This is a genomic window from Xanthomonas sp. LMG 8993 (genome assembly GCF_009835065.2).
GTDB lineage: Bacteria > Pseudomonadota > Gammaproteobacteria > Xanthomonadales > Xanthomonadaceae > Xanthomonas > Xanthomonas arboricola.
On record NZ_QVIF02000009.1, the window covers coordinates 94042 to 113137 of the forward strand.

Consider the following 19096-nt stretch of genomic DNA (forward strand, 5'->3'; position numbering starts at 1 on the left):
GACCCTTGCGGTAAGTGACTGCGACCCAGCCTACACATTTAATTCACATTCGATGTGGTGAGCGTTTAGGCACGGCAGATGCATTGGTTACGACAGGTGTGGCGCACCTCGCGCAGATCGCACGCAAACCGCTGCGACACACCATCCCCGTCGTCGAAGGAGTTGTTTCATGTCTGCTGTCTCTCAAACGCTGCGCACCGTTTTCCGCTGCACCCTGCTCTGCATTCTGTTCGGCACATTCGCACCCGTCTACGCACAAACACGCGCACTGACGTATGCCGGCGTCAATTTATCCGGCGCCGAATTCGCATCGTCCAAAAAACCCGGCGTCCTCAATAAGGATTATATGTATGCCTCGGCCAGCGATTACACCTATTTCGCCGGCGTCGGCATGAACACGATCCGCCTGCCGGTGCTGTGGGAACGTCTGCAGCCCAGTGCACGCGGTGAACTGGATCCGACCCAACTGGCCCTGGTGCAGCAAGCCGTGGCACGCGCCAAGGCATCGGGCATGTATCTGGTGCTGGACATCCACAATTACGGCAAATACTACGGTTACAAGATCGGTGGCGACGAAGTGCCGATCGCCACATTCGCCGATTTGTGGCGCCGCCTTGCGCTGGCATTTCCCAGTGACAACGCGGTGATCTTCGGGCTGATGAATGAGCCCAATGGCGTCTCGGCCAGCGCCTGGGCTGCCACTGCACAGGCAGGCATCAATGCGATTCGTGCCACCGGTGCGAACAACCTGATTCTGGTGCCGGGCGCATTATGGACCGGTGCGCACAGCTGGTATTCGCCCACCAACGACGGCTATTCCAACGCAACCGCATTGGTTTCGATCTACGATCCGCTCGATCGCTACGCGTTCGAAGTGCATCAATACCTGGATGCCGATTCCAGCGGCACCACCAATGTCTGCGTCAGTGCCACCATCGGTGTCGAGCGTCTGCGTAGTTTCACCGAGTGGCTGCGCACCAACCACAGGCGCGGGTTTCTGGGCGAATTCGGCACCGCCAATAACCCCGTCTGCAATGAGGCACTGCGCGGCATGCTCCGCTATATCGATGCCAATGCAGATGTCTGGTCGGGCTGGACCTGGTGGGCTGCCGGTTCGTGGTGGAACGTCAGCTATCAGTACAGCGTGCATCCCAACAAGGACGGCACCGACAAGCCGCAGATGTCCATCCTCTCGCCGCAGGCCGTGCGCGCCACACGTGCCATTCCGTAATCTGAGGCAGATGGGTTGAGTCACGCGAGCCGCCGCAAGGCGGCTCGCTTCTTTTGCATCTTCGTACTGGCTGTCTATTGGATGACAGGCCGGGCAGGACGGTTTCGATGTGACACCGTTTACGTCGCTCCCAGCACACTACGCGCCCATTGCGCCGCAATGCCGCAAACCACTGGCTGATGAACGTGCGAACGTGCGTGCGCCATCGGACGCACCCCGGGCGCATCATCACCGAAGCTTGAGCTCACTGAACTCTTGCTGCGGCTTCTAACGGCCATTCACCTGGCAGCGATAAAGCCGCGTCCAGCATGGGCGCACTTCACTGCAGGAGCATCACATGGCACATCGACTGATGAAGACCGCGCTGATCGGCGCACTCGCATTGGCAGCGCAGGGCGCGTTTGCGCAGGCCGCCGCCGACAAGCCGGCCAAGGCGCTGACCGCCCGCGAGGTCACCAGCATGCTGACCGACAAGGGCTATACCAAGGTACACGACGTCAAGTTCGAACATGGCGTGTGGACCGCCGACGCACGCAGCGGCGACGGCAAGGATGTGGATGTCCGTATCGATCCGGTGACCGGCCGCGTGTACGGCGACCAGACCACCTCCAAACTGAGCGAGGCCGATATCCGCGCCGCGCTGTCGACCGGCGGCTATTCCAATGTGCACGATCTCAAGTTCGAAGACGGCTTGTGGAAGGCCGATGCCGAGCAACGCGGTGGGCAGAAGGTCGATCTGCACGTCGACCCGGATGATGGTCACGTGGTTAGCGTGGATAACGATTGACCATCGCATCTCGGGGCGCCGGCGTGCCGACAGGACGGCCGTGCTGATGGCAAGGCATTGCCGTCAGCACGATTGAAGGCATCTCCCAGGCCGGTGGCATCCTCTCTCAGAAGGGCACCGACGAACAGACATACTTCAGTGGGAGGCGGCACGTGATCTGACGCATCGATGCACTGCATCGACACGGATCGTGACCTCGTCCGCAACCGCAACGATCAGGACGAACCAACACAAAGGGCTTCCAACCGGAGGCCCTTTACGTTGATCGCGATACGCGGGCTCGCCGCTGCCGCGCACCTTGCAGGCCGCATCACGACGCCATGCAGTAGCTGCATGACATCGCATGCGGTGCTGGCGTCGTTCAACGCGCCGGCGCCGCCTTCTTGCCCTCGGCAGCTGCGTCTTTTTCGGCGTCAGGCGCGGCTACCGCGGCGCCCGCAGCGGGCTTGCCGGCCATCATGCGATCGCGCGCAGCCTTGAACGGGTTGCCGGCATACCAGTTGGGCCAGCGCTGGCCGGCGGCCACCTCCTTGCCCACGCCATACACCGCCTGCAGGTCTTCGATGGTGCCATCGAGCTTCCAGCTGGCCGCATCGTATTCGTCGCCCGGGGCGTGATAGCGATTGCGCCCATAGTCTTCGGCGGCCGCGCGCCCGGCCGCGGTACCGCCCTCGCGCAGGTCTTCGCCGCCATCGGCATACAGCGCCGGCACACCGGCCTTGGCGAAGTTGAAATGATCCGAGCGGAAATACGAGCCGCTTTGCGGCGTGGCTTCGGCATGCAGGGTGCGGCCCTGCATCGCGGCGATCGGCTTGAGGATGTCTTCCAGCTCCGAACTGCCCATGCCCACCACGGTGACATCGCGTGCGCGCCCGGCCACCGACATCGCATCCAGGTTGATCACCGCCGCGATCTTGTCTAGCGGAAAGCTCGGGTTGGCCACGTAGTACTTGGAACCGAGCAGGCCGGATTCTTCCAGCGTCACCGCAACGAACACCACCGACCGCGCCGGTTTGGGATCCTGATGCGCGAACGCGTCGGCAATCTCGAGAATGCCGGCCACGCCGGTGGCGTTGTCCACCGCGCCGTTATAGATGTTGTCGCCGCTCTCGCCCGGGTGTTTGCCCAGGTGATCCCAGTGCGCCATGTACAGCACCGCTTCGTCGGCATGCGTGGTCCCGGGCAGCACGCCGACCACGTTGCGCGAGGATTTCTCCGCGATCGTGCTCTTCAGGTCCACCGACCAGCTCGCCTTCAACGGCACCGGCTTGAAGCCACGCTTGCTGGCGTCCTTGTAGGCCTGCGCCAGATCCAGCCCGGCATTGGCGAACAGCTGCTTGGCGGTCTCGGCGCTGATCCAGCCCTGTACCGGCAGGCGCGGATCGGGATCGTCCTTGGCCGGCAGGTCGTATTGCGGGCCGGCCCAGGAATTCTTGACCACATCCCAGCCATAGCTGGCGCCCGGGGTGTCGTGCACGATCAGCGCGGCGGCCGCGCCCTTGCGGGCGGCTTCCTCGAACTTGTAGGTCCAGCGGCCGTAGTAAGTCATGCGCTTGCCGTCGAACAGCTTGGCATCGCCGGTATGGAAGCCGGGATCGTTGACGAACATCACCACCGTCTTGCCCTTCCAGTCCTGGCCGGCGTAATCGTTCCACTGCTGTTCGGGCGCATCCACGCCGTAGCCGACGAATACCAGCTCGCTGTTGTCCAGCTTGACCTCGGCCTGGCCGGTGCGGGTGCCGACCACGATGTCGGTGCCGAAGGCCAGGGTGCGGGTCTGCTCGCCGCTGCGCAGGCTGGGTGCAGTGGCCGCATCGGCGGTGGTTTCCACCATCGGCACGTCCTGGAACCAGCTGTCGCCGTTGCCCGGCTGCAGGCCGATGCGCTGCATCTGATCGCGGATATAGGTGACGGTCTTCTCTTCGCCCGGCGTGCCGGGGCCGCGTCCTTCGAATTCGTCCGAGGCCAGCGTCTTGACCAGCTCGGCAAAGTCGTCGCCGGTCAGCTCCGGCGAAAAGGTGTGGCGGCTGACCGGTGCGCTGGCCGCCGTGTCCACCGGCGCCTGTGCGGCGGGCGCGCTTGGTGCGTCGGCGGATTCGCGCTTGCAGCCGGCCAGGGCCAGCGTCGCGGCCAGGCACAACAGGATCTTGCGGGGCATCGGGACTCCTCGTGCGGCGAAGGTCCCCCGATTCTAGGCGCTGGTCCCGTGGTGAGCGCGTCAGTCCTTGGGTGCCACGTCGCTGTCGAAGCTGCGCGCGGTGGCGCCGGTGACGGCACCGATCTTCGCAGTGCGGTGCACGTACAGGCTGACCTCGCGCTCGAACTCCAGCGGGCCATCGACCACCGCATCCGGGCCGATCACCACGCGCGGCTTGCGCGCAGGCTTGAACGAGAAGCTGAAGTTCGGCTTGGTGACCTCGATCCCGCCATGCACATGCGAGCGCACCCCGACGGTAATGTCGCCGTTGACGGTCTCGATGCCCTTGCCGAGCTCGGTTTCCACCAGGCCGATACTGCCGTTGACGGTTTCCACACCGCCGCTGATGCGGCTGCCGCGCTCCACCAGCACGCTGCCGTTGACCGTCTCCAGCCCGCCGGACACCACCACCTTCTGCCCCAGCGTGATCGCGCCATTGACCGTGGAAACATCGCCAGTGCGGGCGTTGTCGCCGATCTGGATACTGCCGTTGACCGTTTCCACGCTCCGGGTCTGCGCGCCGGCGCCGACCTCGATGGAGCCATTGACGGTGTCCAGCCCGCCATAGACCTTGCCGGGCTCGGCGCTGATGCGGCCGTTGACCTTGCTGATGTCCTCGTCGGCCCAGGCGCTTGCGCAGACCAGGGACAATGCCAGAAGAAGATGCTGGGGCTTCATGCTGAACCTTGCGCGGCGGCGGCTGTCTTGGGCGTGGCGGTGATCACACCATGCTTGGCTACAATCGCGCACCTGCCTGAAGTCACTGGACCTTTCGTTGCCCCTGTCGCCCGCCCCGCGCTCGCGCCTGCCGTCCGCCCCCGCCACCGGCCGCTGCCGCGCGTGGCTGGCGGCGACCGTGCTGGCCTGCACGCTGCTGGGCAGCACCGCGGCCGGTGCGCAAAGCCAGCGCGAAACCGAGCGCAAACTGCAGCAGCTGCGCGACGAACTCAAGACCATCAGCGCCGACCGCCGCGAGCTGGAAGGCAAGCGCGGCACTGCCGCCCAGCAACTGCGCCAGGCCGATGAGAAGGTGGCCAGGACCTCGCGCGCGTTGAGCGAGACCGAAACGGCGATGCGCGAGCAGGAACAGCATCTGGGCAAGCTGCAGCAGGAGCGTGCGCAGCTGCAGCGCGGCCTGCAGAACCAGCGCGTGCAGCTGGCTGCGCTATTGCGCGCCGCCGACCAGGTCGGCCGCAACGCGCCGTTGAAGGTGTTGTTGTCGCAGGACACCGTGGGCGATGCCACGCGCATGCTGGCCGATCATCGCTACGTGCAGAACGCGCGTGCACAGCGCATCCAGGCACTGACCACGCAGCTGGATGCGCTGACCAAGGTGGAGCAGGACATCGCCAACCGTCGCCAGGCACTGGATGCGGCGCGTGCGCAGCAAAAGGCGCAGGCCGCATTGCTGCAGAAGGATCGCTCGCAGCAGGCGGCGACGGTCGCGCAGCTGGACGACCGCTACAAACAGCGCGCCGAACGCGAAAAAGCCCTGGGCCAGGACGCCAAATCGCTGGAGCAGCTGCTCGCCAACCTGCGCGCGGCCGCCGCCAAGGCCGAGGCCGAACGGCGTGCCGCCGCCAGACGCGCTGCCGCTGAAGCCGCCGCGCAGGCCAAACGCAGCAAGACCGAGCGCCCCGAGCGTCCCGGCAAGACCCCGCCCAAGGTCATCGCGAGTGCGCCGGCACCCAAGGTCGGCGGCCTGAGCTGGCCGGTGGCGGGCAACCTGCTGGCGCGCTTCAACGCCACCTTGCCCGATGGCCACACCAGCAAGGGCGTGCTGATCGGCGCGCCCAAGGGCAGCACCGTCACCGCGGTGGCCGATGGCACGGTGGTGTTCTCCGACTGGATGACCGGCTACGGCATGATCCTGATCGTGGACCACGGCAACGGCTACATGAGCCTGTACGCGCACAACGACACGCTGTTGCGCGATGCCGGCGCGTCGATCAAGCGCGGCGAAGCGGTGGCCAAGGTCGGCAGCTCGGGCGGGCAGGGCGTGCCGGCGCTGTACTTCGAACTGCGTCGCAACGGGCAGCCGGTGGATCCGTCGAGCTGGTTGCAGCGCCGCTGAGTGGCGCGCACGCCGCGCGCGTGCCGGTGCATGACCGCCGCCATACCTGGCCCCGCCAAGTCAACGCGGATTTACCGCGGCTTCGCGCATAATCCAGGCTGCTCCGTTGCGGGGCGTCTTATCTCTTTGTCGGAGTGCTTCATGCGCGTAGCCGTCCTGTCCGTTGCCCTGTCGCTGGCGTTGTTCGCCTCACCCGGTTGGGCGCAGAAAGCCAGTCCCGCCGCCGCCCAGGCCACTGCGGACGATCCGGAAGCCAACGAAGCCGCCGTCTCCAAGGTGCCGCTGGACGAGATCCGCCGCTTCGTGGCGGTGTACAACGCGGTCAAGCAGGCCTACGTCGACCCGGTCGAGGACAAGAAGCTGATGCACGCCGCGGTGCGCGGCCTGCTCTCGGATCTGGACCCGCACAGCACCTATTTCGACAAGGAAGATGCCGAAGCCTTCGACGAGCAGGCCACTGGCGCCTACGACGGCATCGGCGTGGAATTGCTGCAGCAGCAGGACAACACGCTCAAGGTGATCGCGCCGATCGACGACACCCCGGCCGCACGTGCCGGCATCCGCGCCGGCGACGTCATCGTGGCCATCGACGGCAAGCCGATCGACGCCAGCAAGGCGATGGAGCCGCTGCGCGGCGAATCCGGCAGCAAGGTCGTGCTGACCATCGTGCGCGACAAGGCGCCCAAGCCGTTCGACGTGACCCTGCAGCGGCAGACCATCCGCGTGGCCAGCGTGCGCAGCAAGCTGCTGGAGCCGGGCTATGGCTATATCCGCATCAGCACCTTCCAGGCCGACACCGGTGCCGACTTCCAGAAGAACCTCAAGCAGCTGCAGGCCGGCGGCAAGTTGCGCGGCCTGGTGCTGGACCTGCGCAGCAACCCGGGCGGTCTGCTGACCTCGGCGGTGCAGGTGGCCGACGACCTGCTCGACAAGGGCAACATCGTCAGCACGCGCGGGCGCATCTCCATCAGCGATGCCAAGTTCGACGCCACCCCGGGCGATCTGCTCGGCGGCGCGCCGGTGGTGGTGCTGGTGGACGCCGGCTCGGCCAGTGCCTCGGAAGTGCTGGCCGGCGCGCTGCGCGACAACCAGCGCGCGCGCATCATCGGCAGCCGCACCTTCGGCAAGGGCTCGGTGCAGACCGTGCTGCCGCTGGACAACGGCGACTCGGTCAAGCTGACCACCGCGCGCTATTACACCCCCAGTGGCAAGTCGATCCAGGCCAGCGGCATCGTGCCGGAAGTGCTGCTCACCCCGGAACCGCAACCGGGCGATGCCGACGTGCCGGCCAGCCTGGCCGACTTCAGCGAAGCCACGCTGCCGGGCCATCTGCGTGGCGATGCCGAAGGCGAGGAGGGCTACAGCGCCGGCGACGTGCTGCCGGGCGATGGCCCGATCGCCTCCGCGCTGGCCGAGCTCAAGCAGCCCGGCTCGGCGGCCAAGGCGCAAGCCGCGCTCAAGGCCAAGGCACAGGCAGCGCAGAAGGCCAAGGCCGCCAAGACCGCGGCCGAGCCCAGGCCGGCCGCCGCGCGCCCGGCAGCAGCCGACAAGGCCAAGCCTGCCGACAAGCCGAGCGAACCGGCCGACAAGGCCAAGCCCGCGCCGCCGGTGGAACCTGCCGCGTCTGCGCCTGCGCCGGCCGAACCAGTCAAGTAATCCGGCCACAGCGCAGCGGGTGAATCACCCGCTGCGCGCCAGGCCCGATCGCTACGCATCGGCACTGCCACGCCACCTGCACGCATCCCTGGATCACCCGGCCGCCACAGCGCCGGCGGGTTTGGACCCCAAAGCGCTTGTAGGAGCGACCCCGGTCGCGACAAGCCTCTCCAAGCGCACGATCACCGCGTCAACCACGCGCTATCGCGTAATCGCCAATGCCTCGGGATTGACCAGGTTGCGCGGCGCACCGGCGGCAAATGCCAACACATTGTCGAACGCCGCTTCGAAGTACAGCGCATAGCTGTCGCTTTCCACGTAGCCCAGATGCGGCGTCGCCAGCACGCGCGGATGCTGCAGCAGCGGGTCGCGCGGATCCAGCACCGGCTCGCGTTCGAATACATCCACCGCCGCCTGTGCCGGCCGGCCCGCATCCAGCGCGGCCAGCAAGGCGCCGGGCGCGATCAGCTCGGCGCGGCTGGTGTTGACCAGCAACGCATCCGGACGCATCCAGGCCAGATCCTGCGCGTTGATCTGGTGGCGGGTCTGCGCGGTCAGGCGCCGATGCAGCGACAGCACATCGCTGCGTTCGAACAGGTCCTGCCGGCTGGCGGCGATGTCGAAGCCATCGCGCGCGGCCTGTGCGCACGAGGCCTCGCCGCCCCACACCAGCACCTGCATGCCGAATGCACGCCCGAAGCCGGCCACGCGCTGGCCGATGCGCCCGTAACTCCAGATGCCCAACGTGCGCCCATGCAACGCGCGCCCCAGACCAGGATCGCCCAGCGCCTGCCAGCGGCCCTGGTGCAGCGCGCGCTGGTACTCGCCCAGGCGCCGGCTGGCCGACAGGATCAAGGCCCAGGTCAGTTCGGCCGGTGCCACCGGCGAGCCGACGCCTTCGGCCACCGCCACTCCGAACTCGGTGCACGCGGCCACATCCACATGCGCGCCGATCCGCCCGGTCTGGCTGATCAACTTGAGTCGCGGCAGGCGCCGCAACAGCGTGGCGTCCACGCGGGTGCGTTCGCGGATGAGTACCAATGCATCGGCTTCGACCAGCCGCTCGGCCCATTCGTTGGGGTCGGTGGCCAGCGCGCCCAGCACCTGCACATCGTGGCCGTGCAGGCGCTGCAGGCAGGGCAGGTGACGCACGGCGCCCTGGTAATCGTCGGGCACCAGGATGCGCATCAGCGCGGCTTGGTCGGCAACGGGAACGGCGTGACCACCTTGTCGCCGGTGGTGGCATCGCGGATCACCGACTGGCCCTTCTTCTCGACTTCCTCGATGCGCACGATGCTCTGCATCGGCAGATGCAGCGTCTTGGTGTTGCCGAACTCTTCGCGCAGGCGCTCTTCGGTGGGGTCGACCACCAGCCCGTCGTGCACGTCGAACACCAGCTCGCCGATCTGGTTGAAGCCCCACAGATGGCTGCCGGTGACCTGGCGGGCGTAGAGCTCGTAGACCTTGCCGTGATTGAGGAAGGTGACTTTGTACAGAGGCTTGGACATGCGGCGATTATAGGCGCGCCACCGCGCAGCGACGCAGCGACGCAGCGCGCAGCCGGCGCAACACGGCGCCCCGGTGCGCCTTGCACGATTGCCGCCGCGCTAGAACCCGTGGCGCTTGCGCAGCCGCCGCGCGATCGCCGCGCGCACATACAGCCCGTACACGATGCCGAACACGAACCCGGCGATATGCGCCGACCACGCCACCATGCCGAAGGCCGGGCCGATATAGGCGAACACCACCTGCAGCAGCGCCCAGGCGCCGATCAGCAACGGCGCCGGTACCCGGATGAATTCCAGAAACAGCCCCAGCGGCAGCACCACGCCCAGCTTGGCGCCGGGAAACAGTGCCAGATAGGTGCCGATCAACGCCGACACCGCGCCCGAGGCGCCGATGATCACCCGGTCCGGGGTGCCGATCGCGAAGATTGCCGCCAGATTGGAGGCCGCGCCGCCGACCAGGAACAGCAACAGCAGGCGCCACGGCCCGAGGATGCGCTCGGCCGGCAGCCCGAAGATCAGCAGGAACACCAGGTTGCCGAGCAGGTGCGACCAGTCCGCATGCAGGAACAACGCGGTGAACAGCCGCAGCACGCTGCCGTCGCGCAGCGTCGCCCACCAGTCGCCCAGGTTGGACACGCCGCTGGACAGCGCGCCCCAGTCCAGCCACAGCGTATTGCGTGCCTCGCCGGGCCGGCTGATCGACCACAGGTAGGCCAGCCAGACGGCTGCGAACAGCAACGGCACTGCCCAGCGCGGGGTGGGTTTCTTGCGGGAAGGGAGAGAGACGAACATCGGAGTGGCACTCTAGCGGGTTCACGCTCCTGAACCCATCCCTAACCTGTCCAGACGATCAAAACGTGCTTCGTTATTGTTCGGTTAATTGTGGTGGGTATACTGCGTACGGCGTCGTATGTCGGGGGGGGGTCTCCGGCGCGCTCCAGCAGCCACTTGGCGCTGGGCGCGGGCGCTGTACCGACCACTGCAGTCTTTATCCGGAGAGCACCACCTTATGTCTACCGCTTCCACTCTCAGCCGCGCCACCCTGTTGGCCGTCGGTATTGCCGGCGTACTCGCCGTTGGCCAGGCCCACGGCGCCGCCTTCCAGCTGAAGGAAAACAGCGCCAAGGGTCTTGGCCGTGCCTTCGCCGGTTCGGGCAGCGCCCCGGACGATGCCTCGATCATCGCCAACAACCCGGCCGGCATGCGCCAGCTGGACGGTCGCCTGTTCCAGGCCGACGTCAGCGCCATCAGCTTCTCGGCCAAGTTCCAGCCCGACACCGCCACCTACGCCAACGGCGCCCCGGTCTCCGGCGGCAATGGCGGCGACGCCGGCATGATCGCGCCGGTCCCGGCGATGTACTTCCACGTGCCGTTCGGCGAGAACGACAACATGCACCTGGGTACCTCGCTGACCGTGCCGTTCGGCTTCAAGACCGAATACGACCGCGACTGGGTCGGCCGCTACCACGGCACCAAGACCGAGCTGCAGGCGATCGACTTCAATGTCGCGTTCTCCTATGACGTGAACCCGTACGTGTCCTTCGGTGCCTCGGTGTTCGCCGAGCGTCTGGATATCGACCTGGCCAATGCGGTCGACTTCGGCAGCGTGCTGGCCGCGCGCCGCGTGCCGGGCTTCGCGCCGGGCAATGCCGATGGCTACTCGCGCATCAAGGGCGACAGCACCGAAGTGGGCTTCACCCTCGGCGGCTTGTTCAGCATCGACGAGAACACCCACATCGGCTTCAGCTACCGCTCGGAAGTGGAGCACAAGATCACCGACGGCGATGCCGACTTCACCGTGCCGGGTCCGGCTGCGGCAGTCCTGGGCGTTGCCGCGCCGGGCACCTTCGTCGACACCAAGGGTCGCGCTACCGTCAAGCTGCCGGCCAGCGCCACCGCCAGCTTCACCCACAACGTGAACGAGCAGTGGTCGATCATGGCCGACGTCACCCGCACCGCCTGGAGCAAGTTCGACCAGGTGACCGTGGACTTCGCCTCCAACCAGCCCGACAGCGTGCTGGACTTCTCCTACCGCGACACCACCTTCGCCTCGATCGGTGCCGACTACCGCATGAGCGAGACGCTGACCCTGCGTGGCGGCCTGGCGTACGACCAGACCCCGACCACCGCCGAGCACCGCGACGTGCGCGTGCCGGATGCGAGCCGCAAGTGGGTCTCGCTGGGTCTGAGCTGGCGTCCGTCGCAGCAGGCCGAATACAACTTCGGTTACACCCACCTGTTCACCAGCGACCCGACCAGCGACACCCGCAGTGCCACCGGCGACCGCCTGGCGGGCAGCTACAAGGTGAAGGGCGACGTGCTGGCCGCTTCGGTCAACTACAAGTTCTGATCGTCGTAGCACCACGCGTGTAACGAAAAACCCCGCTTCGGCGGGGTTTTTCTTTGCTGCCTTGCGTGCGCCGCCGGGCGCGCTGTGCAGGCGCTAGCGCAGATTGCTATGGTCGTGCGCATGAGCCAACCCGACTTCATCCAGATCACCGACAACGCCGTCTCGCGCGAGGATTGCGCCGCCATCGTGCAACGCATGCGCGACAGCCAGCAGCTGCATCCCGGCCGTATCGGTGGCGGCGTGTTTCCCGAACTCAAACACAGCCGCGACCTGCGCATCAGCGGCGTAGCCGAGTGGGCGGCGGTGGAAAACCGCCTGCAGCAAGCGGTGTTCGAAGGCGTGCTGACCTATCTGCGGCATTATCCACAAGCCCTGATCTCACCGCTGATGCTGCAGGTCACCACTGCCGACGGCAGCCCGCACCGGCTGGTGGCCGAGGACATCGCGCAGATGAGCGACCAGGCGCTGGGCGACCTGGCCCGTACCTGCCTGCGTCCGGGCGCGATCAACCTGCAGTGGTACACCGCCGACCAGGGCGGCTATCCCTACTGGCATTGCGAGCTGTATCCACGCGATGCCAGCGCCGACACATTGCACCGGCATCTGCTGTGGACGCTGTACCTCAACGACGAGTTCGAACAGGGCGAGACCGAATTCCTGTTCCAGCAGCGCAAGGCCCGCCCGCGCACCGGCAGCCTGCTGATCGCCCCCACCGCCTTCACCCACACCCACCGCGGCAACCGCCCGGTCGGCGGCGACAAGTTCATCGCCACCAGCTGGATCCTGTTCCAGTCGGCGAGTGCCTTGTACGGCGGAGATTCGTGATTGGGGATTGGGGATTGGTAAGGGCGGGTCACTGCAGTGCGTCGGCTGTTACGAATCCCCAATCCCAAATCCCCAAGCCCCGCCGCTAGAACAGACTGCCTTGCGGCGATTGCGGCACCGGCTTGGCCGGCGGAGCGGGGCGGCGGAACTTGGTCGTGTCCAATGCCGGCATGTCGCGTGCGTCGAAACCGCTGCGGCGGTGGGCCAGGGCGAAGCGGCGTGCCAGCAACTCCGCGTAGACGCCCTGGCCGCGCAGGCGTGTGCCGAAGGCGCTGTCGTAATCCTTGCCGCCGCGCAGTTGCTGGATCGTGCTCATCACGTGCCCGGCGCGTTGCGGGTGATGGGTCTGCAACCAGTCGCGGAACAGCGGCGCCACTTCGTGCGGCAGCCGCAACAACACATAGCCGGCACTGTGCGCGCCGGCAGCGGACGCGGCCTGCAGGATCGCTTCCAGCTCATGGTCGTTGATCCACGGGATCACCGGCGCGGCCATCACCCCGACCGGCACGCCGGCCTCGTGCAGTGCCCGCATCGCGCGCAGGCGGGCATGCGGTGCGGATGCGCGCGGTTCCAGCCTGGCCGACAGATGCGGGTCCAGCGTGGTCACCGAAAAATGCACGTTGACCAGGCCCTCGCGTGCCAACGGTGCAAGCACGTCCAGATCGCGCGTAACCAGCGCATTCTTGGTGATCAGCGTGAACGGGTGCCGGGTTTCCCACAGCACCTCGATCAGGCGCCGCGTCAGTGCGCGTTTGCGCTCGATCGGCTGGTAGGCATCGGTGTTGATGCCCAGTGCGATCGGGCTGGGCACATAGCCCGGGCGCGACAATTCTCGGCGCAACAGCTCCGGCGCGTTGGTCTTGGCGAACAGCTTGGTCTCGAAATCCAGCCCGGGCGACAGATTGAGGTAGGCATGCGAAGGCCGCGCAAAGCAGTAGCTGCAACCATGCTCGCACCCACGATACGGATTGACCGATTGCGAAAAGCCGATGTCCGGCGATTGATTGCGGCTGATGATGCTGCGCGCGGTTTCCTCGGTGACCTGGGTGCGCAATGCCGGCGCGGCGAACTCCTCGCCGTCGTCGGCGTACCAGCCATCGTCCACCGGTTGTTGGGTGGTGGTTTCGAAGCGTCCGGGCAGATGGCCGGTCGCCCCACGGCCCTTGATCGCTGTTGCCATCGCGTCATCGTACGGCCGGCGGGTCTCAATCGATGCGACCAGGGGCGCGCCACGATGAAGCTTTCAGACCCGGCGCGGCGATCGCATCGTCCCCACGCTCACCGCAGTGGTACGTGCGCCCCGTAGAATCCGCGCATGCTCGCATCCGTACAGGGCGCGTGGGAGTGGCTGGCCACCATTCCCCACCTCGAAGCGCTTCTCCTCGCCGCCTACGTGCTGTACCTGCTGTGGATCGCCAGCTGGATCGTGCTGCAGAAGCGCGAGCCGGTGGCCACGCTCAGCTGGGTGCTGTCGCTGGCGGCGCTGCCGTACCTGGGCTTGCTGATCTACTACTGGCTCGGCCCGCAGAAGGTCAAACGCCAGCGACTGCGGCGCGGCCGTTCGCGCTCGGGCATGGAGAGCTACAGCAGCGTCTGCCCGCCGGATGCGGACTGCACCGAGCTGGCCAAGATCGCCCAGTCCACTACCGGGCTGGCCCCCAGCAGCGCCACCGAGGTGCACTGGCTGGTGGATGGTGCGGCCACCTATGCGGCCATCATCGAGGCCATCCGCGGTGCACGCGATCATATCCATCTGCAGTACTACATCTTCCAGCCCGACCACAGCGGCACCGCGATCTGCGATGCGCTGATGGAGCGCGCACGCGCCGGGGTCAAGGTGCGCCTGCTGATGGATGCGGTGGGGTCGTCGGCGATGACCCGGCGCAGCTTGCGCACGCTGCGCGCGGCCGGGGTGGAGACCGCCTGGTTCCATCCATCCCAGCTGCTCAAGCCGTTCAAGCGGCCGTGGTTGAACCTGCGCACCCACCGCAAAGTGGTCGTGGTCGACGGCAGGATCGGCTTCACCGGCGGCATCAACGTCACCGACGAAGAGAACGAGCAGGTCCGCAGCGATGCCTACCGCGACCTGCACATGCGCCTGCAGGGCCACGTGGTGCGCAGCCTGCAGCTGGTGTTCCTGGAAGACTGGCTGTACGCCACCGGGCAGGGCCGCGCTGCCTTCCACGGCCAGCAGCTATGGCCCGAGGACGTGCCGAGCCGTGCGCAGGGCGATGTCGACGCGCAGGTGCTGGTCTCCGGCCCGGATTCGTCGTGGGAGTCCATCCACCGGCTGATGGTCGCTGCGATTCACGAAGCCCGGCATCGGGTCTGGCTGGTCACGCCGTATTTCGTGCCCGGCGAGGCCGCGCGCATGGCGCTGACCTCGGCCGCACTGGGCGGACTGGACGTGCGCCTGCTGGTGCCGCGTGTCAGCGACTCGCGTCTGGTCACCTACGCGGCGCGTTCGTATTTCGACGAGCTACTCGAGGCCGGCGTGCGCATCTACGAATACGGCCCGCGCATGCTGCACACCAAGGCGTTGCTGGCCGACGACGAGGTCTGCATCGTCGGCAGCGCCAATTTCGACAGCCGCAGCTTTCGCCTGAATTTCGAGCTGTCGATGCTGTTCCGCGATCAGGCGGTGGCCGCCGAGCTGGCCGGTTTGATCGACGCCGACCTGCAGCAGGCGCAGGAGGTGCGCTTCGCCCGCCACCGGCCATTGTGGCGATCGCGGCTGCCCGAAGCCTGTGCACGGCTGCTGTCACCGCTGCTCTGAGCCGCATCGCCGCGCCCACGTGGAACCATGCCGGGCGCGGCGCTACACTGCCGCCACTGATCGGGGAGCTCGTCATGCACTGGCTGTTTCTGCTTATGGCATTGGGTGCGCTGGTGCTGGCGTTCAGCACGCCGCACGTGTGGTTGCTGGTGGCCTCGCTGCTGGTGGCACTGCTGTTGCTGTTGCTGTGGACGCGCGGCTGGTTCGCCTCGCGCATGGGCGATACCCAGCGCGATACCAGCAGCCTGATCGACCCGGCCGAGCTGCGCCGCCTGCGCGAGATCGCCGAAGCCCGCAAGGCGGCTGCCCTCAATGCCACGCGCGACGGCGAGCCACAGGCCTGAGACCGACGCAGTGACCACCAAGCTCAGCGTCAACGTCAACAAGATCGCGGTGTTGCGCAATTCGCGCGGCGGCCACGATCCGGATGTGGTGCAGGCCGCACGCACCTGCATTGCCGCCGGTGCGCACGGCATCACCGTGCACCCGCGCCCGGACCAGCGGCATATCCGCGCCGACGATGTGCTGGCGCTGAGCGCGCTGACACGCGAGCACGGTGTCGAATTCAATATCGAAGGCAACCCGTTCGCGCCGCCGCGCGACGGTTATCCGGGCCTGCTGGACTTATGTCGTGCCACCCGCCCCGAACAGGTCACCCTGGTACCGGATGGCGATGGACAACTGACGTCCGACCACGGTTTCGATTTTGCCCAGGACACCTCCCAACTGGCCACGCTGATTGCCTCGTTCAAGGCCATCGGTGCTCGCGTCAGTCTGTTTGTCGATGCCGAAAATCCCGCTATCGCACAGGCGGCAGCACTCGGTGCAGACCGGATCGAGTTGTACACCGGCCCATATGCGCACGCGCATCTGAGCGGCCAGCCGGATGCTGCATTCAAGCTGTTTTCCGACGCAGCGCAGCGCGCCGCCGCCGCAGGTCTGGGCATCAATGCCGGCCACGATTTGTCGCAGGCCAATCTCGGCGACTTTCTGAGCGCTGTCCCCGGCGTACTCGAAGTCTCGATCGGTCATGCATTGATCAGCGAAGCCTTGTATCAAGGCCTGGATGCGACCGTGCGCGCCTATCTGGACATACTGCGCGGCGCATCGATCAGCGCTTGAGATAATCAAGTCGATTATATGGATGCGTTGTCTAGTTTCTAGGTATTGCATCGGGGCAGGGCGTCTGCCCCGATGCAATCGTTATCGATGACTTGCGGCTGATTTACCAGGCTGGTTAATCACCCATTTATTGCACAAAACTGATGCGATCCACCTGCGCATTCTCGGCTGCAGCCAGCACCTTGGCCATCACCGCGTATTCGGCATCCGCACTGGCGGCGATGCGCAGCTCTGGCTGATTGCCGGCTGCCTGGCGCATCTGTTCGATCAACCTGGGCTGCAATTGCTGCAGCGTTATCGGGCTGGCATTCCAGAACACTTGCCCGCTGGCGTCCACACGCAACCCGATCGGTGCAGGCGGGTCCATGCGTGACTGGGTCTGCTCGCTGCGCTGTGGCAGGTCCACCGTGATTGGCCGCGCCAGCATCGGAGCGGTGACGATGAAGATGATCAACAACACCAACATGACATCCACCAGCGGCGTGACATTGATCTCCGCCAGCGGTCCCCGATTGCCTGCCGTACTGAAAGCCATGACTGCCTCCTGTGCTATGAGCGTGGGTGCTGCACGATCGAGCATACACCTGGTCGGCAGTGAGGGAAGGGCAGGGCAGACGCCTCTGGCAGGCCGAGCCCCGAAGCGTGCCGTTGCGACTTGTCGCTGCACCTCCGGCGGTTTGCTTGCGCGGACGACCTGAGGGTCACTGCATGCATCACTCGCCCGGTGCCCGGGAAACGGATATCACGTCCTGGCAAACAGCCGGCCGCATGCATGCGCGTCGAACATCGCAGCAGCAACCACCCCATTGATCGAGCATAAAAAAACGCCACCGTTTCCGGTGGCGTTGCAGTCGCGTCATGACTGTTGTGTTGCGGTCTTGCGATGTCTTACTGCATGAAGCCGATTTTCTTCATCTGCGAGTTCTTCGCCGCAGCGAGGACCTTGGCCATCACTTCGTACTCCGCATCTTCATTGGCGTCGATGCGCAGTTCCGGCTGATTGGTCGGATCGGCCTGCACCACTTCTTCCATCTTCTGCTGCAACTGCGCGACCGGGGTCGGGCTGTTGTTCCAGAACACCTGGTTGCTGGCGTCGATCCGCAACTCGATCGGCGGCGGCGGTTCGGTCGTCTGCGGTGGCGGGTTGAGCACCCGCTGCGGCAGATCCACGGCGATCGGGTAGGTCATGATCGGCGCGGTCACGATGAAGATGATCAGCAGCACCAACATCACGTCCACCAGGGGCGTGACATTGATGTCGGCCATTGGGCCGCGGTTTCCACCGGTACTGAATGCCATGGCTTACTGCCCCTTCTCTTTGGTTGCGACGAAGCCGACGTCCAACATGCCCTGACCCTGCGCGATCTTGGTGATCTCGTTGATCGTACGCATCTTAGTCGTGCGGTCGCCACGCAAATTGAGCGGCGGCTGCGGTGTCTGCTGTGCGGCGGTGGACAGGCGCGATTCCAAGGCCTCCTTGGAAATCGGCTCGTCGTTCCAGTACAGCGACCCGTCTTCCTTGACGGCCAGGGTGATCGGCGCGGCGCGTTTCTCCGCATCTTCCTTCTGGATCAGGTTGGCCTCTGGCAGCTCCACCTTGACCTTATGGGACATCAGCGGTGCCGTAATGATGAAGATGATCAGCAGCACCAACATCACGTCCACGAGGGGCGTCACGTTGATGTCGGCCATCGGGCCACCGCTGTTTCCACTACTGAAGGCCATAACGGGCTCCGTCTAAATCGTTGCGAAGTCGTTCTTTACTACGGATTAGCGAACGCGCGAACCAGTGGCGAAGAAGTCGTGCAGGTCGTGGGCAAAGGTGTCGAACTTGGCGATCACCGAGCTGTTGACCTTGGAGAAGAAGTTGAACGCGAACACGGCCGGGATGGCGACGAACAGACCGATCGCGGTCATGATCAGCGCTTCACCCACCGGGCCGGCAACGGCGTCGATGGAGGCCGAACCGGTTGCACCGATCTTGATCAGCGCGCCGTAGATGCCCCACACCGTACCGAGCAGACCGACGAACGGCGCGGTCGCACCGACGGTGGCCAGCAGGGTCATGCCCGACTGCAGCTTGGTGCTTTCGCGGGTCACGGCCTGACGCAGGGCGCGATCGACGAATTCCGAACGGCTCAGGCTCTCGCCCAGGCCACCGGTGCTGCCTTCGGCGCGCTGGTGGTGAGCAGCAGCCTGCGCTGCGTCCAGTGCGATCTTGGAGAACGGCTCGGAAGCCGGCTGCTCTTCCATGGCGCGGATGGCATCCTGTGCATTCGGGGCATCCCAGAACGCAGTGGTGACGCGGTCAGCCGCGCTCTTCAGACGGGTGGCACGGAAGATGTTGATGACAGTCCAGTACCAGGAGGCAGCGGACATGGCGATCAGGGTGATCAGAACGACCCAGGACACGGCGAAATCGCCGGGGCTGGACGTCATTTCAGTGATCAAGTGCTCGAAGCCCATCTGCGACAGGGCGGCCGACGGATTGGAGCCCCCTGCAGCGGCGGCGATAAAGAATTCCTGCAGCATGACGCTTACCTTTGTTGTGTGTGGTGATGAAGGGTGGA

The 19096-nt window shown here is 65.9% G+C and carries 19 protein-coding genes; 9 read left to right on the top strand and 10 right to left on the bottom strand.

Translation table 11 applies throughout. The features are described from left to right. Positions 1-169 precede the first annotated feature (169 nt). Complete coding sequence (locus DYQ94_RS16150) at positions 170-1231, top strand: glycoside hydrolase family 5 protein (protein WP_160955046.1); 1062 nt, start codon at positions 170-172, stop codon at positions 1229-1231. Between the two features lie 337 nt (positions 1232-1568). Further along, the gene (locus DYQ94_RS16155) at positions 1569-2018 is read left to right on the top strand and encodes a PepSY domain-containing protein (protein WP_160955047.1); all 450 of its coding nucleotides are present in this window, start codon (positions 1569-1571) and stop codon (positions 2016-2018) included. A gap of 361 nt (positions 2019-2379) precedes the next feature. Here DYQ94_RS16155 and DYQ94_RS16160 read toward each other — a convergent pair whose 3' ends face one another. Further along, positions 2380-4176, bottom strand: coding sequence for a M28 family metallopeptidase (locus tag DYQ94_RS16160; protein ID WP_160955048.1), 1797 nt, complete (start codon positions 4174-4176; stop codon positions 2380-2382). A 60-nt stretch (positions 4177-4236) separates the two neighbouring features. After that, positions 4237-4893, bottom strand: coding sequence for a DUF4097 family beta strand repeat-containing protein (locus tag DYQ94_RS16165; RefSeq protein ID WP_104544113.1), 657 nt, complete (start codon positions 4891-4893; stop codon positions 4237-4239). A gap of 97 nt (positions 4894-4990) precedes the next feature. Between DYQ94_RS16165 and DYQ94_RS16170 the strand changes: the two genes are divergently transcribed. Together DYQ94_RS16170 and DYQ94_RS16175 are read left to right on the top strand one after the other, a co-directional pair. Further along, a complete protein-coding gene (locus DYQ94_RS16170) occupies positions 4991-6289 on the top strand; it encodes a murein hydrolase activator EnvC family protein (protein WP_184428928.1) in 1299 nt (432 codons plus the stop codon). 141 nt (positions 6290-6430) lie between these two features. Next, positions 6431-7945, top strand: coding sequence for a S41 family peptidase (locus DYQ94_RS16175; RefSeq protein WP_126966815.1), 1515 nt, complete (start codon positions 6431-6433; stop codon positions 7943-7945). Between the two features lie 201 nt (positions 7946-8146). On the opposite strand, the gene DYQ94_RS16180 is transcribed toward DYQ94_RS16175, so the two are convergent. From DYQ94_RS16180 to DYQ94_RS16190, 3 genes are all read right to left on the bottom strand, one after another. Then, complete coding sequence (locus DYQ94_RS16180; RefSeq protein ID WP_046345202.1) at positions 8147-9133, bottom strand: D-2-hydroxyacid dehydrogenase family protein; 987 nt, start codon at positions 9131-9133, stop codon at positions 8147-8149. Further along, positions 9133-9453 (bottom strand): DUF1820 family protein, encoded by a 321-nt coding sequence (locus DYQ94_RS16185; protein ID WP_016901574.1) that lies wholly within the window; start codon positions 9451-9453, stop codon positions 9133-9135. The genes DYQ94_RS16180 and DYQ94_RS16185 overlap by 1 nt, the downstream gene beginning before the upstream one ends. A gap of 99 nt (positions 9454-9552) precedes the next feature. Further along, complete coding sequence (locus tag DYQ94_RS16190) at positions 9553-10245, bottom strand: rhomboid family intramembrane serine protease (protein ID WP_024939139.1); 693 nt, start codon at positions 10243-10245, stop codon at positions 9553-9555. Positions 10246-10462: 217 nt separating this feature from the next. Here DYQ94_RS16190 and DYQ94_RS16195 point away from each other — a divergent pair, with 217 nt between their 5' ends. Further along, the gene (locus tag DYQ94_RS16195; protein ID WP_024939140.1) at positions 10463-11803 is read left to right on the top strand and encodes an outer membrane protein transport protein; all 1341 of its coding nucleotides are present in this window, start codon (positions 10463-10465) and stop codon (positions 11801-11803) included. Between the two features lie 120 nt (positions 11804-11923). Then, positions 11924-12628 (top strand): 2OG-Fe(II) oxygenase, encoded by a 705-nt coding sequence (locus tag DYQ94_RS16200; protein ID WP_104591067.1) that lies wholly within the window; start codon positions 11924-11926, stop codon positions 12626-12628. A gap of 85 nt (positions 12629-12713) precedes the next feature. Here DYQ94_RS16200 and DYQ94_RS16205 read toward each other — a convergent pair whose 3' ends face one another. Beyond that, positions 12714-13808: a PA0069 family radical SAM protein gene (locus DYQ94_RS16205; protein ID WP_126966814.1), complete on the bottom strand. Its 1095-nt coding sequence runs from the start codon at positions 13806-13808 to the stop codon at positions 12714-12716. Between the two features lie 135 nt (positions 13809-13943). On the opposite strand from DYQ94_RS16205, the gene cls reads away from it, so the two are divergent. From cls to DYQ94_RS16220, 3 genes are all read left to right on the top strand, one after another. After that, entirely contained in the window at positions 13944-15404 is a 1461-nt protein-coding gene (gene cls / locus DYQ94_RS16210) for a cardiolipin synthase (protein WP_046345200.1), read from the top strand. Between the two features lie 74 nt (positions 15405-15478). Beyond that, positions 15479-15748 (top strand): hypothetical protein, encoded by a 270-nt coding sequence (locus DYQ94_RS16215; protein ID WP_024939143.1) that lies wholly within the window; start codon positions 15479-15481, stop codon positions 15746-15748. A gap of 10 nt (positions 15749-15758) precedes the next feature. After that, a complete protein-coding gene (locus tag DYQ94_RS16220; protein WP_126966813.1) occupies positions 15759-16526 on the top strand; it encodes a pyridoxine 5'-phosphate synthase in 768 nt (255 codons plus the stop codon). A 127-nt stretch (positions 16527-16653) separates the two neighbouring features. Here the strand turns inward: DYQ94_RS16220 and DYQ94_RS16225 are convergent, their stop codons facing one another. The 4 genes from DYQ94_RS16225 to exbB form a co-directional block, all read right to left on the bottom strand. Then, on the bottom strand, positions 16654-17061 hold the full coding sequence (locus DYQ94_RS16225; protein ID WP_126966812.1) for an ExbD/TolR family protein: 408 nt from the start codon (positions 17059-17061) through the stop codon (positions 16654-16656). Between the two features lie 353 nt (positions 17062-17414). Further along, positions 17415-17825 (bottom strand): ExbD/TolR family protein, encoded by a 411-nt coding sequence (locus tag DYQ94_RS16230; RefSeq protein WP_011035269.1) that lies wholly within the window; start codon positions 17823-17825, stop codon positions 17415-17417. A gap of 3 nt (positions 17826-17828) precedes the next feature. Next, complete coding sequence (locus tag DYQ94_RS16235; RefSeq protein ID WP_011035268.1) at positions 17829-18251, bottom strand: ExbD/TolR family protein; 423 nt, start codon at positions 18249-18251, stop codon at positions 17829-17831. A gap of 45 nt (positions 18252-18296) precedes the next feature. Beyond that, entirely contained in the window at positions 18297-19058 is a 762-nt protein-coding gene (exbB, locus tag DYQ94_RS16240; protein WP_005912445.1) for a TonB-system energizer ExbB, read from the bottom strand. Positions 19059-19096: the final 38 nt, after the last annotated feature.

Bases quoted from the DNA above. Each gene is read 5' to 3' on its own strand.
- DYQ94_RS16150 (WP_160955046.1), top strand. From the start codon at position 170: ATGTCTGCTGTCTCTCAAACGCTGCGCACCGTTTTCCGCTGCACCCTG.
- DYQ94_RS16155 (WP_160955047.1), top strand. From the start codon at position 1,569: ATGGCACATCGACTGATGAAGACCGCGCTGATCGGCGCACTCGCATTG.
- DYQ94_RS16160 (WP_160955048.1), bottom strand. From the start codon at position 4,176: ATGCCCCGCAAGATCCTGTTGTGCCTGGCCGCGACGCTGGCCCTGGCC.
- DYQ94_RS16165 (WP_104544113.1), bottom strand. From the start codon at position 4,893: ATGAAGCCCCAGCATCTTCTTCTGGCATTGTCCCTGGTCTGCGCAAGC.
- DYQ94_RS16175 (WP_126966815.1), top strand. From the start codon at position 6,431: ATGCGCGTAGCCGTCCTGTCCGTTGCCCTGTCGCTGGCGTTGTTCGCC.
- DYQ94_RS16180 (WP_046345202.1), bottom strand. From the start codon at position 9,133: ATGCGCATCCTGGTGCCCGACGATTACCAGGGCGCCGTGCGTCACCTG.
- DYQ94_RS16185 (WP_016901574.1), bottom strand. From the start codon at position 9,453: ATGTCCAAGCCTCTGTACAAAGTCACCTTCCTCAATCACGGCAAGGTC.
- DYQ94_RS16190 (WP_024939139.1), bottom strand. From the start codon at position 10,245: ATGTTCGTCTCTCTCCCTTCCCGCAAGAAACCCACCCCGCGCTGGGCA.
- DYQ94_RS16195 (WP_024939140.1), top strand. From the start codon at position 10,463: ATGTCTACCGCTTCCACTCTCAGCCGCGCCACCCTGTTGGCCGTCGGT.
- DYQ94_RS16200 (WP_104591067.1), top strand. From the start codon at position 11,924: ATGAGCCAACCCGACTTCATCCAGATCACCGACAACGCCGTCTCGCGC.
- DYQ94_RS16205 (WP_126966814.1), bottom strand. From the start codon at position 13,808: ATGGCAACAGCGATCAAGGGCCGTGGGGCGACCGGCCATCTGCCCGGA.
- cls (WP_046345200.1), top strand. From the start codon at position 13,944: ATGCTCGCATCCGTACAGGGCGCGTGGGAGTGGCTGGCCACCATTCCC.
- DYQ94_RS16215 (WP_024939143.1), top strand. From the start codon at position 15,479: ATGCACTGGCTGTTTCTGCTTATGGCATTGGGTGCGCTGGTGCTGGCG.
- DYQ94_RS16225 (WP_126966812.1), bottom strand. From the start codon at position 17,061: ATGGCTTTCAGTACGGCAGGCAATCGGGGACCGCTGGCGGAGATCAAT.
- DYQ94_RS16230 (WP_011035269.1), bottom strand. From the start codon at position 17,825: ATGGCATTCAGTACCGGTGGAAACCGCGGCCCAATGGCCGACATCAAT.
- DYQ94_RS16235 (WP_011035268.1), bottom strand. From the start codon at position 18,251: ATGGCCTTCAGTAGTGGAAACAGCGGTGGCCCGATGGCCGACATCAAC.
- exbB (WP_005912445.1), bottom strand. From the start codon at position 19,058: ATGCTGCAGGAATTCTTTATCGCCGCCGCTGCAGGGGGCTCCAATCCG.